A 12,829-nucleotide genomic window follows, 5' to 3' on the forward strand; every position below is an offset into this window, starting at 1 on the left:
GTGACTATCTAAGCTTTTTCCCAAATTGCTGAACGCGGTCCTGCGAGCATAAAACTCCGATTATGCGATCTTCGACCTTTATAAATTCAATTTCAATCTCTACCGATCTAGCAAAATATGATAGCTCTGAGAGCGGAAACAATTCAAACTTGGATTGATCTTGCCCACTAATTAGTAGCTTCGTTCCATCACTATCAATTACCAGTTTGTAATCACTATGCAGTTCGTACTCCCCAACAAAATCTGTGAAGTCGCTTGGAGATACCTCAATGGTCATTTTTTGGCCCGGATAGTAGTTCGGCCAATGATACTCTTCGGCAATAGCCGAAAGGATATTTTGTATGATCGGTAAACTGTGATCTGTATTTACCATCACAACTGCCCCGTATCCAAGCTTGCTGTAGCCAACAAAGCGGCTGCAGTATCCTTCATTAATACCTTGCTGTCCAAAACGATGATACTCATCCTGTCCGCCTAACGCAAAACCTAGCCCCGTGTATAGATCTCGGTACGGTTTCATCATCTCGTTCACGGAGGAGTTTCTCAGGAATACATCCGACTTGCCGATTATTGCTTCCTGGATAGCGATGATAAATTTTGCTAAATCAGTCGCCTGGTTTGCCCTTTCATTCAATTCCTTATAAGTAATTTGCCGCCCTTCGCAAACAACGGCAATATGACTTGGAGTATGGGAAACCTGTGCTTCAAAAAGCTCGCTGATCGATTGATGGAATGGATACTCTGTATTCAACTGATTAACGATAAGGAGGATCTGCTTCTCTTCCTCGGAAAATATATCGAAATCGGCCAATGGAACATCCATATGAAATAGCGCCTCTTTGTTGTGTGAGAAAATAATCAGCTTTCTTCCTTTGGCCAACCGCCCCACAAATGCCCCATATGACCGTCCGGATCGCGGAAAGTGAAGCCGTACCCGCCCTGTGGCTTGTACACCATTTCGCCGATATCGTTCCCTTTCTTCTTTAACTCCTCGTACACTTCATGAATATTGTCTACCTCCAGCGAGATGATTGGCTGATGCTCTCCACTGCTATTCGTAAAGTCCAGCTTTGGCACCTCTGGGCATCGAATAAGCCCAAGTCCGACTCCCCCGACGTTAAGCCAAGCCTCTTGGTCACCCGGGGAGTATTCGAAAGTGAACGGAATACTGAGTACCTCATTGTACCACCTAACGGAAACCTCTAGATCACGAACCGGCAATGAAACAACTGCATAGTTTTTTATCTTTATTTCCATTATGTGTATTCCTCCTTGTTAAATATATTGATTTCAAGGCTTCTGTAATCACAATTCCCCATCGGCTTATCTGCAGCGAATTGAACAACTGGGATGTTGAATACGTGTTCTGGTGAATATATCTTGCTGTCTAATACGATATTCGTTTCCCCCTGCATTGGAAGCACATAAATATGGCCAAATAATATTTCTCCATCAGTTGGCATGCCGAGTAATTTGCAATACCAATCTCTTGTGTTCTCAATATTGCTTACTTAATCGATAACTGGAACGAATACATCTACTTTTCCTGGCCATTCCGGATCTTCAAATTGATAGACCTCGAGTGCAAGTGCCTTCGAATTGTTTTCAAATCCATTGTTTGCAATGTAAGTATGGATTTGTTCATAAGGGTCTTTTTCTGTTCTTGTTGTCGCATAGGAATGTGGCGGAGCTGTAAAACCAATCATGCCTTCAGGGATATCCTCAAGAGTACTTACTTCCATGCAGAAAAAATAAGTAAATAGTACTTCCGATGAGAAGTGCGGACACACATATTCATGTGAATTGATTACGTTTTTGATTTCATGTTTGCGATTCAAGAAAGATTCTTTTGTAGCTTCAACTCTCTTTGGGTCATGATTCTGAAAACTAGATGTTACTGGAATGCCGATAAATTTCTTTTCCTGGAGGTGAACAATCTCGACTTGGTCTTGGTTCATATTCATTTCTCCTTTGAAATTATTTCGTAAAGCTTTTGAGCCATCTTGAATCCTGATTCAAATCAATCAAACTGAGCAAGTTTCCATCTGGATCTTCAAAATCCATTAAATAAAAATCGCCATTGTCACGGATATCAAACACGTTTACTCCATTGTTCTTCAGATACTCATGAGCAGAGTGGACATCCTCGGTTAAGAAGTTATAGTAAGGTGTGATTAATGCATCTTTGTTCTTAAATGTAACCGGCTGCTTTTCATCTACTTGTATCAGTCCCAATACAGTAGGAGTATGATTCAGTTTCAATGTTGCACCCAATCCCCAATTTACGGTTAGTTGAAAGCCTAAGATGCTCTCATACCAGTGAATGGACTCTTCAAGATTTTTGACTGGAATAAAGATACTTCCGATTTCTCTAATAATAGCACCCATCGAAGTCACCTCATCTGATTTGTTGAAAATCTAACGAGTTAGTAATTTAGTTCGCAGTCGTGGTTCTCCCAAATATCAAATAGGTTGCCATCCAGATCTTCCAATACAAAGAATTTCCCGTACTTCCCCTTATCGCTAATGTTTCCGACATTCACGTCTTCTGATTTCAAATAGGTATGTAAAGACTCAATATCATTTGTGAAAAAGGTTATGATCCATCTCTTCTTATTGTTAATTTCGAATACGGCTCTCGTGTCGTTATCACTTTGAATTAAGTCTAATATAGGCCTATTGCCCCTAAACAAACTTAAATATCCTTCCCGCTGGTGTCGAATGTTAAATCCAAAGTGTTTCACATACCATTCTGCTGATTTCTCGATGTTAGCCACAGGAATGACATTGTATGCAATTCCAAGGATTTTCCCGTCACTCATCATATTGCCTCCTATCAGAGTAACTATCGATTCCCCATATTCGTTAGACCTGTACAAGGAATACCTAGAATATTCGTTTTCTTGAGGTGTACAATCTCAATCGAGATGGTCAAGAAGATCATTTCTGAATGCTTAAGGTTTTTAGGTTCTTCGGCAATTTCATAAAATGTCCTCATGTATTTTACGGCGAACAGCCTTATGGCTCCATCGGAACCTGTTAGAATGTGTTGGTGTGCTAATATGAAGTCCTGTTGGTGGGTTTCTAGAGTTCTCTCCATCGACTTGCCTTGGAAGAGCGTGGGGCGCGAATGCTGGTACGTTACGCGAAAACTATAATTTTAGAAGTTAGTGCTCAAAACCATTAGTTTCTAGCTAGTTGAGATATTTAATATAATAGAACAATTGTTCTCTTTTGTAAATATAAACAATTTATTTCTTTCCGGAATATCGCATAGCCTTTGTATTCACGAATACAAAAGGCTTAAGGCGCGTAGTACCGGGAGGCTTTTCTACTTTGATTCTCATGGTGTTAGATGATGGCGGCGATCTACTTGGGGGTCATCAAAGGTTAACTATTTATCTGTTTAACTCTAAATAATTCATATTATAATCTTCTCCTAAGAAATTCACCTCTTCAGAAAATCCATTAAATCCCCACTCACCATTCACGTTAAGAGTAAAGCGATATTCTCCTTCCCCAACCCTTTAGCTCCTCATCATTAGCTCTCCCCTACAATTACACTGAATATATATTATAAGTTTGGCCGTAGTCGCGTATTTCAAAATTATAACAGATCCAAGTATTTGTTACTTGAAATTTCCCGGGTAAGCGCAGAATTCGCTAAAACAATCCACCTACTGACAGAATAGCTCAGATTGGTTTACGCCGAGTTCTTCCAACGCAACTACAAATCATAATGCATGCGAGCTAGAACCTGTAACCACTGCACCTCTGCGCCCATATTGTTAACATAATGTTATTACTGTTAACTCAACGCCACTTCTCATCACATTATTCAATTCAGCACGAGTTTTAATACCAACAGACTTGAGTCTGCTCGAATCTATCTTCATAATAAATTTATTATCTTATACATTCATTTTCACTTCCTGGCAGAAAGGATGCCCAATATGAACAGCAATTCGAATATACGAACCAAACGCGATATTACCAATGCATTTACGGAACTGCTGACGACTAAGACTTTTTCATCATCCATTACTATTCAGGATATTTGCGAAAAATCGTTTGTTCACCGCAGTACCTTCTATCGTTACTATGAAGACAAGTATGATTTGCTCAACAAAGTCACGACCATGATTGCAACTGACTTTTTCCAGAATGTGAATAGCAACCGTGAGTCATTGCATTCTTTCTACGAGCAAATGCTGAATTATGTAGAAGAACACAAACAACTGTTCCTTAACCTTACGATTAAAAACAATAACAATGATGTATACAATGAGTTGGTGAAAATTACAAAATTTCGAAACAGGAATTAATTGAAACGCTCCAAACATTGATGGAGTAACGGAACATTTTGCGACAATTGTCTTATTCTGAAACATATATCTCTAATTGAATGTCGTGTCCCCACTATCTACTCTGCTATATTCGTCATGACAAAAACGAAGGAGGAGCATGAGTTGGACAGATTATTTACTACATTCGGGGATTTCATCATTCGACGTTCCAAATTCACGATCATCGTGATCACGATATTGACCTTATTTTTTGCTATTGGTCTTCCGAAGCTTGATATGCAAATGGGCAACAACATATTCGTGAATGAAGCGTCTGATGTATTCAAACGCACGACAACCTATCAGGAGCAATTTGGCGGAGAATCCATTTTCGTTATGATAAGCGGAGATCCGCAAGTTCTTTTCGCCCAAAAAACTTCACAGGAAATCGTTCGCTTTGCTCAGAAAGCCGGTCAAATCAAGGATATTACAGGCAGCATGCACTATATTGGCTTAATGAATGAAAATGATATATAATGGAAGGATAGTGAATGAGGGAGGGTGAATCGCATGAAAAGATGGTGGTCATCACATCCCAAACTTTCAAACAGCATGAACTTCATAATAACGGCTTTTTGCTTGTGTTTCGTTCCATTGTACATATTGCCGGATCATGTTTTTTGGGGCTTGGTAATTGGTTGTGCGCTTTCCGTACTGTTGAATAGTATGATCGGTACGAACTGGAGATCTTCGAAGTTTCAATCTTAGATTGTGAACAAGCCGCAGGACTAGGTAATAGTTCGTGCGGCTTTAATATTACGATTTGAATGGATCAAGCCCATTGGGGTAGTACTCCTAACTCCAAACAACACCTCGCCTTTCTCAATGAGTTCATTTTGCGCCAAATCGTGCATCGTCGCCTTTCGACCATTCAATATACCGGAGGCAGCTAGCAGCATACCTCCTGTACAAACTCCAGCAACAATCGTTCCTTCGTTGTGCATCTCGCTAATCAGTTTGGTTAGGGTTCCAATCTTTTCTTGTTTTCGCGCCCCATGTTCAGCTTTATGATTCCAGCCACCACCAGGTACAATTAACAGATCTGGACGATTATCCATTCGTAAAAAATCATTTAGTTTAAGCGTAACTCCAAACGAAGTAGTCATTTCTTGTTTTGGTTCACTTGATATGGAGTCAACCTTGAAAGGAGCCCCTTCTTCTATTGCTCTTTTGTGTACCTCAAAGGGTGCGAAAGAGACAAGCTCTCCGAAGCCGTCAAACAATACAATTTGTATTTTCATTTTTGAACACCGTCCATGTTCGGAAAGAATTTTGTATTCTTCTGCCAGTTCGCTGAGTTCCCATGAATAAAGAAAGGTTCCGTATTAATTTTGTATATAATAATCTTGCCCTCTAAAGCCGTTAAATACTGATAGGAGCCCACAAAGACGAAGCCGATTTTGATCAATAACATGTTCGCCATATGCTTTCACAAATCTATTGGCATAGTCAGCGCTTTTCAAGTTGAATTGTAGAGACCATAGCGCCCAGAAGATATCATAATGCCGATCTCCTATCCCGCCATACCCTACATCTATGAAGCCATTCCGTTTATTATTTTGCAGAATTAAGTTCGGCAAGCAATAGTCGCCATGTATGATCACTTTGTCTTCTTCAGCGTATTTATATAGAGACACCATATCTTTATATGCGGATTCTCTACTGGTATATCCCATATAGTGAAGAAGGCTCTTTTCTGCCTTCCCTTCCCTGTAATTGAGCTCTGCCCGGATGAACATTTCCTCTAGCCCGTTCGTAACAGGGCAATCCGTATGTGGAATTTGATGCAAATGTAGAAGGCTTTCCGCAAATACATCGCATAAATGCTCTGGGTGAGCTATATATTCATCGCTTGCTGCATGTGAACCGGGAATTCGTTCGGTGATCAGATAATCATTATTATCATTGGAACTGTAGTGTATTACGCTTGGGCATATGCCTTTATGATGCAAATAGCTCGTCATGATGGCTTCACGCTGCATTTGTTCTTTTGGAGTTACTTTTAGGAAGACATCGTAGGATTGATTTTTCATGTGATATACTGATGATCTTGCGGTTTTCTTAACGACTGTCACTTCTGCTTCACTGAAGTAGGCTTGTATCTCGATTGGAAATAGTTCGGTTATAACTCTCACCTCGATTCAACTGACAATATCTCACTTGGCGGTCTGCTCATTCGGGTGTCAGGTCTATAGTATTTGGTTAGCCAGTGGTACAATGACTTTTCATTGAAACCAAGACTTTCATATAACTTCCTCGCATAATTGCCTTTCACAACCCCCAGCTGAACGATGGTATTGCCGCGACGCATGATTTCATTTACAAGAAATGAAACGAATGGTCTGCCATATCCTTGAGATTGGAGATCATGCCGAACAGAAACATGACTCAGCTCATTGCCATCAATATTTCCAACCCCTGCGATTTCCCCTTCAACAAGAAGCACGTATATGTTGCTTTTGTTATCGAACATGCGCTTTCGTTCATTTTCATTCGGTGGGAAATAATAAGTCGGAAGCAAATCCAAACTTTCATGCAACTTGTAAAAAGCGACCTCGATAAGTATATGACAGGTCTCATAATCATCATCTTCATAAGGTCTAACCGAAATATGCTGTTCAGGAAGATAGCCACCTTCCCGTTCCATGATGTGAGACGACCAACTGATGTAGTAACCATTCTTATATAAAAATTGCAAAGTAGAACGATCGCCATCCATGCATCCACCCATCGAACGTTCTACAATCTTGTGTGGGGAGAGCAAGTGGTCTACCTTCGCCATGAGGGCAGTTCCAATCCCCCTCCTTCTGTATTCCTTGCTAACATAAATCGTTGTCTGTGCTTTTCTCTTTATCCCATCAATGGATAGGAAACCTACTGTTATGCCGTTGTAGCGGGCGACAAATATACCATCCGGGAACATTCTCTCGCATCTTAGCAATTCTTTAAACTGTTCATCTCCACACAACATAGCTCTGATTGAATTTTTATCCCTTTCAGGTTGGTATGGTTCTATTATCAGATCTTCCATGCGCATACTCCCTTTCGTTAGACTAGTTGATTTTGGGGAGTCATATTTTACCACATGCATATGTGTAAGTACTAGTTATTTTTTAACAGTATTCTACACGAACAATTCGTAATCTCTATGTATCCACATAAAGCTTCCCTTCATAATCGGTAGAGAAGACGAAGATTTACACTGAGATATCGACTGCCACGTTATCCTCTTCATATGCTTCACCTCATGGACAGTGATATAGGGAATCTCACTCCTCCACCTTTCCCACCTGCTATAATGATGCACGTAGGGGACATTAATTCTACTCGCTTCTCCGTTCGTGAAAAAGGCAGCTGACCCCAAGGAGCCGGCTGCCGCCAATTATCTTTATTGAGTTATCGTCCCGTTAGCCAAATCATTCTTCGAGGCATGCAACAATGATTACTACCGCTTCAGGAAGCTCGTGATCTCTGCGCACAGCTCCTTGTGAAATTGAATTCGATCAAAGCCGGGAGGATCCTGTGATGGCAGAAATGATGGTGAACTCATCGAAGGTGGAAATGGGCTCAAAAAGGAAAAGTGTCCGGCATTTTGCACGGTTCTATATTGAACTTTATTTCGATCAGCAACCCCATTCATAATAATTTGCGCATGAAAAGCGGGTGTGTAAGAGTCTTTTTCGGCGTCAAGGATCAAAATTGGGACATCAACCTTGCGTAACGCTTCTTTGGATTGAAACCATACCGATGCCGGCGCGAGTAATACGAGCGACTGAATGCGGGGATCTGGCGTGACCTCAATGTGTTGCGGTTGCCCATCTGATGACTCATGAGGAAATGAGGTAGGCTCCCCACCTGCCGCTGCCAATGCCGTGTAGCCACCGAGGGAATGACCGATAATCGAAACGTCAATCGGGTACACTTTCCCAGCAAACCTCTCATTTTCAAAAAAACAGTCGATGGCCATCCGAATGTGACGGGGTCTGTTCGTCAGATTTTGAACCGTACCTTCCAAGCTATTATCATTTCTATTATTGTATGGATGTTCAGGCATACCGACGATAAAACCGTTCCGCGCTAAATGCTGAGCTAACATACGATAGGCAAAAGGAGTGCTGCCAGTACCGTGAGAGATCAGCACCAACGGGAACGTTCCTTCCAAAACCTCCGCATCCTTTGCTAAGTCAATCGAATAGGGCCCTAATTGAACGGTTTGCTCATCTGTACCCGTAGGATACATCACCCACATTGGAAATGTAATGCCCAAAGCCTTATCCGATATTTCGACTTTACGGAGTCCCGCGGCCCCTGGCTGTTTGATTTCATTTATGTCCATTTTATGTGTTCCCCCTAAGATAGTAAGATGTAGACTCGAATGAAATGTTAATTCATTTATACTATACGGTAATTCATGTTAGCGTGTTGAACCTATTTTGCAAAGGTACAGTCGGATGTTGAGTCGTCTTGTTTATTTCACTTGTCCATAATGTACTGCGCTGCATACGGCTAATGAATTCCCGTCCGGATCAAAAAATCCACTAACTCCATTCATCATTACAATCCGAGAACGCAACCCTATTAGCATCTCCTCTACATTGGCTGAGTAGAAGTCAATTACACTATGGGTTACATCCGTATATGTATTCGTAAAAGCAAGTCGTTGTTCATCTTGATTCTCAACCAAGTATAAGTTTGGAACTCCGAGACGTTCGCCTCCATCCAGATAAAGCATGGCTGCCTCCCAATCTTCGTCCGGTTCTCCAAGAACCTTCATGCCAAAGGTCTCAGTATACCAGGCTATTGCTTTTCTCAAATCCGACACAGGGATTTCGATTGTAGCAATGCGTGGTACAATTGCACGCAGGACTTCTCGTTCGATGATTTGCCCAAATCCATCATGATTCATGAAATCATCCGTTAATACAAACAGCTCCTTTTTATCTACATAGCTATGTTAACAATACGATTATGTAAGATAATCATGTTCTACTTCATTGCTACATTCATGTCCGCTTGTACGCCGAGCTCCTTATAGGCAAGAAGAATGGCACCGACTACGGGTGGAAATAGTGGATCAACCAAGCGATATTGCTTAACTGGATGCGCTATAAGCATTTCAGTTAGTTTGCTGCGCATGTAGGAACTGCAGATGACGCTGCCGATTAGCGCGACATTGATGCTGCGTTCAGCGAAGTTGGAGCCGATAAGCTCAATCCCTAATCGGAGCTGCTCTACAGCGCGGTTGCATACGCTTCTTGCTATACTGCTGCCCTGTTCTGCCGCTGTGGTTACACATGGAGCGAATTGACCAAAATGCTGATCGCGCTTCATCGTATCTGGCTCAAATCCCCGCCGAGCAAGCTCCTGCAACTGCTCTAAGCTATTCGACTGCCAATGCTGCATCATTTCTGCAATCAGTCCTTCATCCGAATCATCTGGGCGACCTGCAAGTACTTCATACACAGCATCATAGGCAAGATGACGTGCTGCGCTATATGCGTAATGGCGATAATCCAAGTTTCGGGTTCGTGTACCGTATTCATTGATGCCCATAATCATCGTTCCTGTTCCGGCAATGGCAATGATACCTGGTTGATTTTGAAGTGCTCCTGCGTGAGAAACATCGGAGTCATTCAAATGCAGCTTGGGACAGTCAAGCCCCGGTAGGTCAGCAAATGCATGAATCCATACGTCATCTGCTTCTGAGTCATAGCCCGCAAGGCCAGCAACAAGCGCGGCCACAGAGGTTGTATCTCGCCCTGCTATCGCAAGCGCATTCTTAATCGTCGCTTTCACATTCTCAGCTGCGTTCTCGTCTTTATACTTGGATGCACAGCCGCCTTCCGCATAAGCAAGCTCATTTCCGTTTAGATCACAGAGCATAACTCTTGTATTCGTGCCGCCTCCATCAATGCCGACAACAATATTCCGGTCCATCACAGCAATGACCCCCTAACCAATTATCGAAATCAGACCCATCATCACTCTATTAGCAGCTATCCCTTCAATCGTAAGTCATCCATGCAATTCCATTACATTTCATATTCTTTAAAAATCTGCGATAAACCTTCTTTTCCGGAGCAATTGTAGCATGATTTTGTTGGCTGATTCATCATTCTCGGAAGTACTGCATTTCTGTGATAATAATTAGCTCCGCTCACTCCAATATCTGTATAAGTAACACATAAAAAAACCCGGATGACAGCCACTTTTTGTCTCCAGTGGCGATCTTCCGGGTACCCGTTCCATGCAGAAGAGTTATTGGTAATTAAAATACTTCTGACTAACCTCATTATAAAGAGTCGTATAATGCTCATTATTCTCGGCAATATCCAGTTCATTGATTGTCAGCGTATTCAGGGGGCTATCGTTACTTGGAAATACATACTTCCCTTGATGGTTCCCTATAATTTCAAATGCACCAGATGGTTCCTCTGGACTTTGATATAAAAAGAGTAAATAACTTTTCCCAGCAGTTAACGGTTTATAGAACTCATTCGGGAATTTTGCATAAGCGCCCGCCAAATCTCTCCACTGGGCATAATATTCTACCACCGGCAACTCGTCGCCTTCCTTCACCAGATCGTCACCCTTAAAAACTTTCTTCACTTTAATATTTGAAAATGTACGTGTATCCAGGGGATATTTATCTTTTTCATCCAATGTTACAATAGAATCCGTTTCTTTCTCCCAGTCTACTTCTACTATGACTGTTGCTAATGATTCCATCTCGGAGAGGGAGTAATTATGGTAGTCTGCTTCTGGACGCAATTCTTGTGTATGCAAATGCTTATATCCAAAAAAAACGCCAACTCCCAACAAAACGACCAATCCTGCTGTTAGCCATTTTTTCAAACAAAACACCTCCCATTGTTTTTATTGCACTTGAGGGCTGATTTCATGAAAGTCCATCATTCTCAGAATGACGATTTCATTTTCCGTATTTCGCTTTTATATTGTTTTTATCATAGGTCTGTATCGTGTAATAGCCGTTATCCCCTTGTTTCATAATTGCATTTGATGTGGTAGTAGGATGATCGAGACCCCATGAATGGCCCAATTCATGCAGAAAAACCTTTTTTCGTAAGTCGGAACTTAGGAAGGAATATCCTACTCTTGTTTTTGAATCTGTATTCGTGTTGATTTTAATAATTGAATCCTTCCAAGAGCCATTCCAGTCACAAGTGTATCCCAATATGACACTATATTTATAATTGCAAGTTTCCCCCCAACTTCCTGTAGCCCCCAGATTCTTCCCGATTATATTAATTCGAGCAAAATGAGGTGTTTGATCAAGACTAGATTGTTCATAAGGCTGATTCAATCCTACCTTTGATGAGACACCGTTCCAGCTAGAGTACCAACTTTTAAAAGAGCTCAGGTAGTTCGACATGCTAGGACCTACTGCTACCCCCAAGCTGGTTGTATCACTCATGTCCCAAGACCCGCTCACGTAGTCTGAATTAGCTGCGTCAACTGCTGACCTAACGAGAAAAATGGCAAGAAAACAGGTTAAAGCGATAATCCACTTTTTTTTCATAATGTCCACCTCTCATTTGAATTTCTCACAATCCCAAAACATCGGAATGTAACGATCAGGAGAACCTATCATTCTTTACTTTGGGTAGTACTGTCACTTAACAACGTAGATTTCACGCATGGCCTTCAGGCTTATTGTGCGTTTCAAAGCTCTCTGGTGGCTGGAGGAAGTTCACGTGGTATGTTGCATGTACATCATAATCGCTTTTTGTGAATTCATTTCTTTTCTATTAAGTTTACATAGTAAAGTTCTCTTGCAAGATGAGAGTGGGAATATGCAATGATGAGGGTATACAATTCGGGTCTAATGAAAGCGCTGTCTAAGGAGTGTACAATGAGGTTTAACTTTCAAACAATTACAGATTGTTTTTATTTTCCGTCTCTAAAAATCTCAGCTCCTCTCCTTCAAATTAAATCTATACTACCTAAATCACCCATTTATGTCAACGATACTTTGGGCGATGGTCTTGGCACTGCCGATTATATCTTTGATTAATAATAGTAATGATATGGGAAAAGATAGAATTTATTTCTATATTAAAGGAGGAAGACTTATTAATAGGTAGAATATATTCATAAAAGGGGGTGATCATATGAACAAAATAACAAAAATGATGGCGGTTGTTGTGTGCGCTTCTGCATTCCTCGTGGCGTTGCCAAGCCCGTCCCATGCAGCCTGGTGCGGCGGAAAAACTTTAATCAAAACCGAAACAAACTGCCTCAATGGAAAAACCTACATCACTAAACACTACATGCAAACCTGCAAGTATGACAACGGCCAATCGGAGACCAAAACATGGACAGAGACAGAAACCCGTAGCGGATGTATTGCCCAGAACTAATTCGGTTCACTAACAATTAATTTCATTCTTGTACATAAGCGGCTCTAATAATTCGTCCCATACCATGATAATGGTTCATGGTTCAGTTGAGGAATTGTAGAG

At 41.3% G+C, this 12,829-nt stretch carries 15 protein-coding genes and 2 pseudogenes; 3 read left to right on the forward strand and 14 right to left on the reverse strand.

The window, feature by feature from the left end; all coding sequences use genetic code 11:
- Nucleotides 1–4 precede the first annotated feature (4 nt).
- The 6 genes and pseudogenes from PBN151_RS13860 to PBN151_RS13885 form a co-directional block, all read right to left on the reverse strand.
- Nucleotides 5–889 carry a serine hydrolase domain-containing protein gene (locus PBN151_RS13860; RefSeq protein ID WP_227774661.1) on the reverse strand — a complete coding sequence of 295 codons (885 nt, stop codon included), beginning with the start codon at nucleotides 887–889 and terminating at the stop codon, nucleotides 5–7.
- Nucleotides 859–1,257, reverse strand: a complete 399-nt coding sequence (locus PBN151_RS13865; protein ID WP_072729423.1) for a VOC family protein — start codon at nucleotides 1,255–1,257, stop codon at nucleotides 859–861. The genes PBN151_RS13860 and PBN151_RS13865 overlap by 31 nt, the downstream gene beginning before the upstream one ends.
- Before the next feature lie 86 nt (nucleotides 1,258–1,343).
- Nucleotides 1,344–1,502 (reverse strand): annotated as a pseudogene (locus PBN151_RS32525) (VOC family protein); the annotation flags it as partial.
- A gap of 9 nt (nucleotides 1,503–1,511) precedes the next feature.
- Nucleotides 1,512–1,958 carry a GyrI-like domain-containing protein gene (locus PBN151_RS31290; RefSeq protein WP_175560711.1) on the reverse strand — a complete coding sequence of 149 codons (447 nt, stop codon included), beginning with the start codon at nucleotides 1,956–1,958 and terminating at the stop codon, nucleotides 1,512–1,514.
- Nucleotides 1,959–1,977: 19 nt separating this feature from the next.
- Entirely contained in the window at nucleotides 1,978–2,388 is a 411-nt protein-coding gene (locus PBN151_RS13880; protein ID WP_072729426.1) for a VOC family protein, read from the reverse strand.
- A gap of 38 nt (nucleotides 2,389–2,426) precedes the next feature.
- A complete protein-coding gene (locus PBN151_RS13885; protein WP_072729427.1) occupies nucleotides 2,427–2,822 on the reverse strand; it encodes a VOC family protein in 396 nt (131 codons plus the stop codon).
- Between the two features lie 1,131 nt (nucleotides 2,823–3,953).
- On the opposite strand from PBN151_RS13885, the gene PBN151_RS13895 reads away from it, so the two are divergent.
- Both PBN151_RS13895 and PBN151_RS13900 read left to right on the forward strand, forming a co-directional pair.
- Nucleotides 3,954–4,325 carry a TetR/AcrR family transcriptional regulator gene (locus PBN151_RS13895; protein WP_072729429.1) on the forward strand — a complete coding sequence of 124 codons (372 nt, stop codon included), beginning with the start codon at nucleotides 3,954–3,956 and terminating at the stop codon, nucleotides 4,323–4,325.
- A gap of 144 nt (nucleotides 4,326–4,469) precedes the next feature.
- A complete protein-coding gene (locus tag PBN151_RS13900) occupies nucleotides 4,470–4,823 on the forward strand; it encodes a hypothetical protein (RefSeq protein WP_072729430.1) in 354 nt (117 codons plus the stop codon).
- Between the two features lie 317 nt (nucleotides 4,824–5,140).
- On the opposite strand, the pseudogene PBN151_RS13905 reads toward PBN151_RS13900, so the two are convergent.
- The 8 genes and pseudogenes from PBN151_RS13905 to PBN151_RS13940 all read right to left on the reverse strand — a co-directional run.
- Nucleotides 5,141–5,587: pseudogene (locus tag PBN151_RS13905) on the reverse strand (DJ-1/PfpI family protein); the annotation flags it as partial.
- Between the two features lie 84 nt (nucleotides 5,588–5,671).
- Entirely contained in the window at nucleotides 5,672–6,481 is an 810-nt protein-coding gene (locus PBN151_RS13910) for an aminoglycoside 3'-phosphotransferase (RefSeq protein ID WP_072729432.1), read from the reverse strand.
- Complete coding sequence (locus PBN151_RS13915) at nucleotides 6,478–7,437, reverse strand: GNAT family N-acetyltransferase (protein WP_083545137.1); 960 nt, start codon at nucleotides 7,435–7,437, stop codon at nucleotides 6,478–6,480. The genes PBN151_RS13910 and PBN151_RS13915 overlap by 4 nt, the downstream gene beginning before the upstream one ends.
- A gap of 354 nt (nucleotides 7,438–7,791) precedes the next feature.
- Nucleotides 7,792–8,682 (reverse strand): alpha/beta hydrolase family protein, encoded by an 891-nt coding sequence (locus PBN151_RS13920; RefSeq protein WP_072729434.1) that lies wholly within the window; start codon nucleotides 8,680–8,682, stop codon nucleotides 7,792–7,794.
- 132 nt (nucleotides 8,683–8,814) lie between these two features.
- A complete protein-coding gene (locus tag PBN151_RS13925) occupies nucleotides 8,815–9,252 on the reverse strand; it encodes a VOC family protein (protein WP_072729435.1) in 438 nt (145 codons plus the stop codon).
- Nucleotides 9,253–9,332: 80 nt separating this feature from the next.
- A complete protein-coding gene (locus tag PBN151_RS13930; RefSeq protein ID WP_072729436.1) occupies nucleotides 9,333–10,283 on the reverse strand; it encodes a BadF/BadG/BcrA/BcrD ATPase family protein in 951 nt (316 codons plus the stop codon).
- Nucleotides 10,284–10,604: 321 nt separating this feature from the next.
- Nucleotides 10,605–11,201 carry a hypothetical protein gene (locus PBN151_RS13935; RefSeq protein WP_072729437.1) on the reverse strand — a complete coding sequence of 199 codons (597 nt, stop codon included), beginning with the start codon at nucleotides 11,199–11,201 and terminating at the stop codon, nucleotides 10,605–10,607.
- Between the two features lie 76 nt (nucleotides 11,202–11,277).
- Nucleotides 11,278–11,886 carry a zinc metalloprotease gene (locus tag PBN151_RS13940; RefSeq protein ID WP_072729438.1) on the reverse strand — a complete coding sequence of 203 codons (609 nt, stop codon included), beginning with the start codon at nucleotides 11,884–11,886 and terminating at the stop codon, nucleotides 11,278–11,280.
- Nucleotides 11,887–12,478: 592 nt separating this feature from the next.
- On the opposite strand from PBN151_RS13940, the gene PBN151_RS13945 reads away from it, so the two are divergent.
- The gene (locus PBN151_RS13945; RefSeq protein WP_072729439.1) at nucleotides 12,479–12,727 is read left to right on the forward strand and encodes a hypothetical protein; all 249 of its coding nucleotides are present in this window, start codon (nucleotides 12,479–12,481) and stop codon (nucleotides 12,725–12,727) included.
- Nucleotides 12,728–12,829 lie beyond the last annotated feature (102 nt).

This window comes from Paenibacillus sp. NAIST15-1 (genome assembly GCF_001894745.1).
Taxonomy (GTDB): Bacteria; Bacillota; Bacilli; order Paenibacillales; family Paenibacillaceae; genus Paenibacillus_B; species Paenibacillus_B suaedae.

What these genes read in the sequence shown, in the direction of transcription:
- PBN151_RS13920 (WP_072729434.1), bottom strand. Translation starts at nt 8,682, where the DNA reads ATGGACATAAATGAAATCAAACAGCCAGGGGCCGCGGGACTCCGTAAA.
- PBN151_RS13930 (WP_072729436.1), bottom strand. Translation starts at nt 10,283, where the DNA reads ATGGACCGGAATATTGTTGTCGGCATTGATGGAGGCGGCACGAATACA.
- PBN151_RS13880 (WP_072729426.1), bottom strand. Translation starts at nt 2,388, where the DNA reads ATGGGTGCTATTATTAGAGAAATCGGAAGTATCTTTATTCCAGTCAAA.
- PBN151_RS13940 (WP_072729438.1), bottom strand. Translation starts at nt 11,886, where the DNA reads ATGAAAAAAAAGTGGATTATCGCTTTAACCTGTTTTCTTGCCATTTTT.
- PBN151_RS13945 (WP_072729439.1), top strand. Translation starts at nt 12,479, where the DNA reads ATGAACAAAATAACAAAAATGATGGCGGTTGTTGTGTGCGCTTCTGCA.
- PBN151_RS13865 (WP_072729423.1), bottom strand. Translation starts at nt 1,257, where the DNA reads ATGGAAATAAAGATAAAAAACTATGCAGTTGTTTCATTGCCGGTTCGT.
- PBN151_RS31290 (WP_175560711.1), bottom strand. Translation starts at nt 1,958, where the DNA reads ATGAACCAAGACCAAGTCGAGATTGTTCACCTCCAGGAAAAGAAATTT.
- PBN151_RS13925 (WP_072729435.1), bottom strand. Translation starts at nt 9,252, where the DNA reads ATGAATCATGATGGATTTGGGCAAATCATCGAACGAGAAGTCCTGCGT.
- PBN151_RS13915 (WP_083545137.1), bottom strand. Translation starts at nt 7,437, where the DNA reads ATGCATGTGGTAAAATATGACTCCCCAAAATCAACTAGTCTAACGAAA.
- PBN151_RS13895 (WP_072729429.1), top strand. Translation starts at nt 3,954, where the DNA reads ATGAACAGCAATTCGAATATACGAACCAAACGCGATATTACCAATGCA.
- PBN151_RS13885 (WP_072729427.1), bottom strand. Translation starts at nt 2,822, where the DNA reads ATGAGTGACGGGAAAATCCTTGGAATTGCATACAATGTCATTCCTGTG.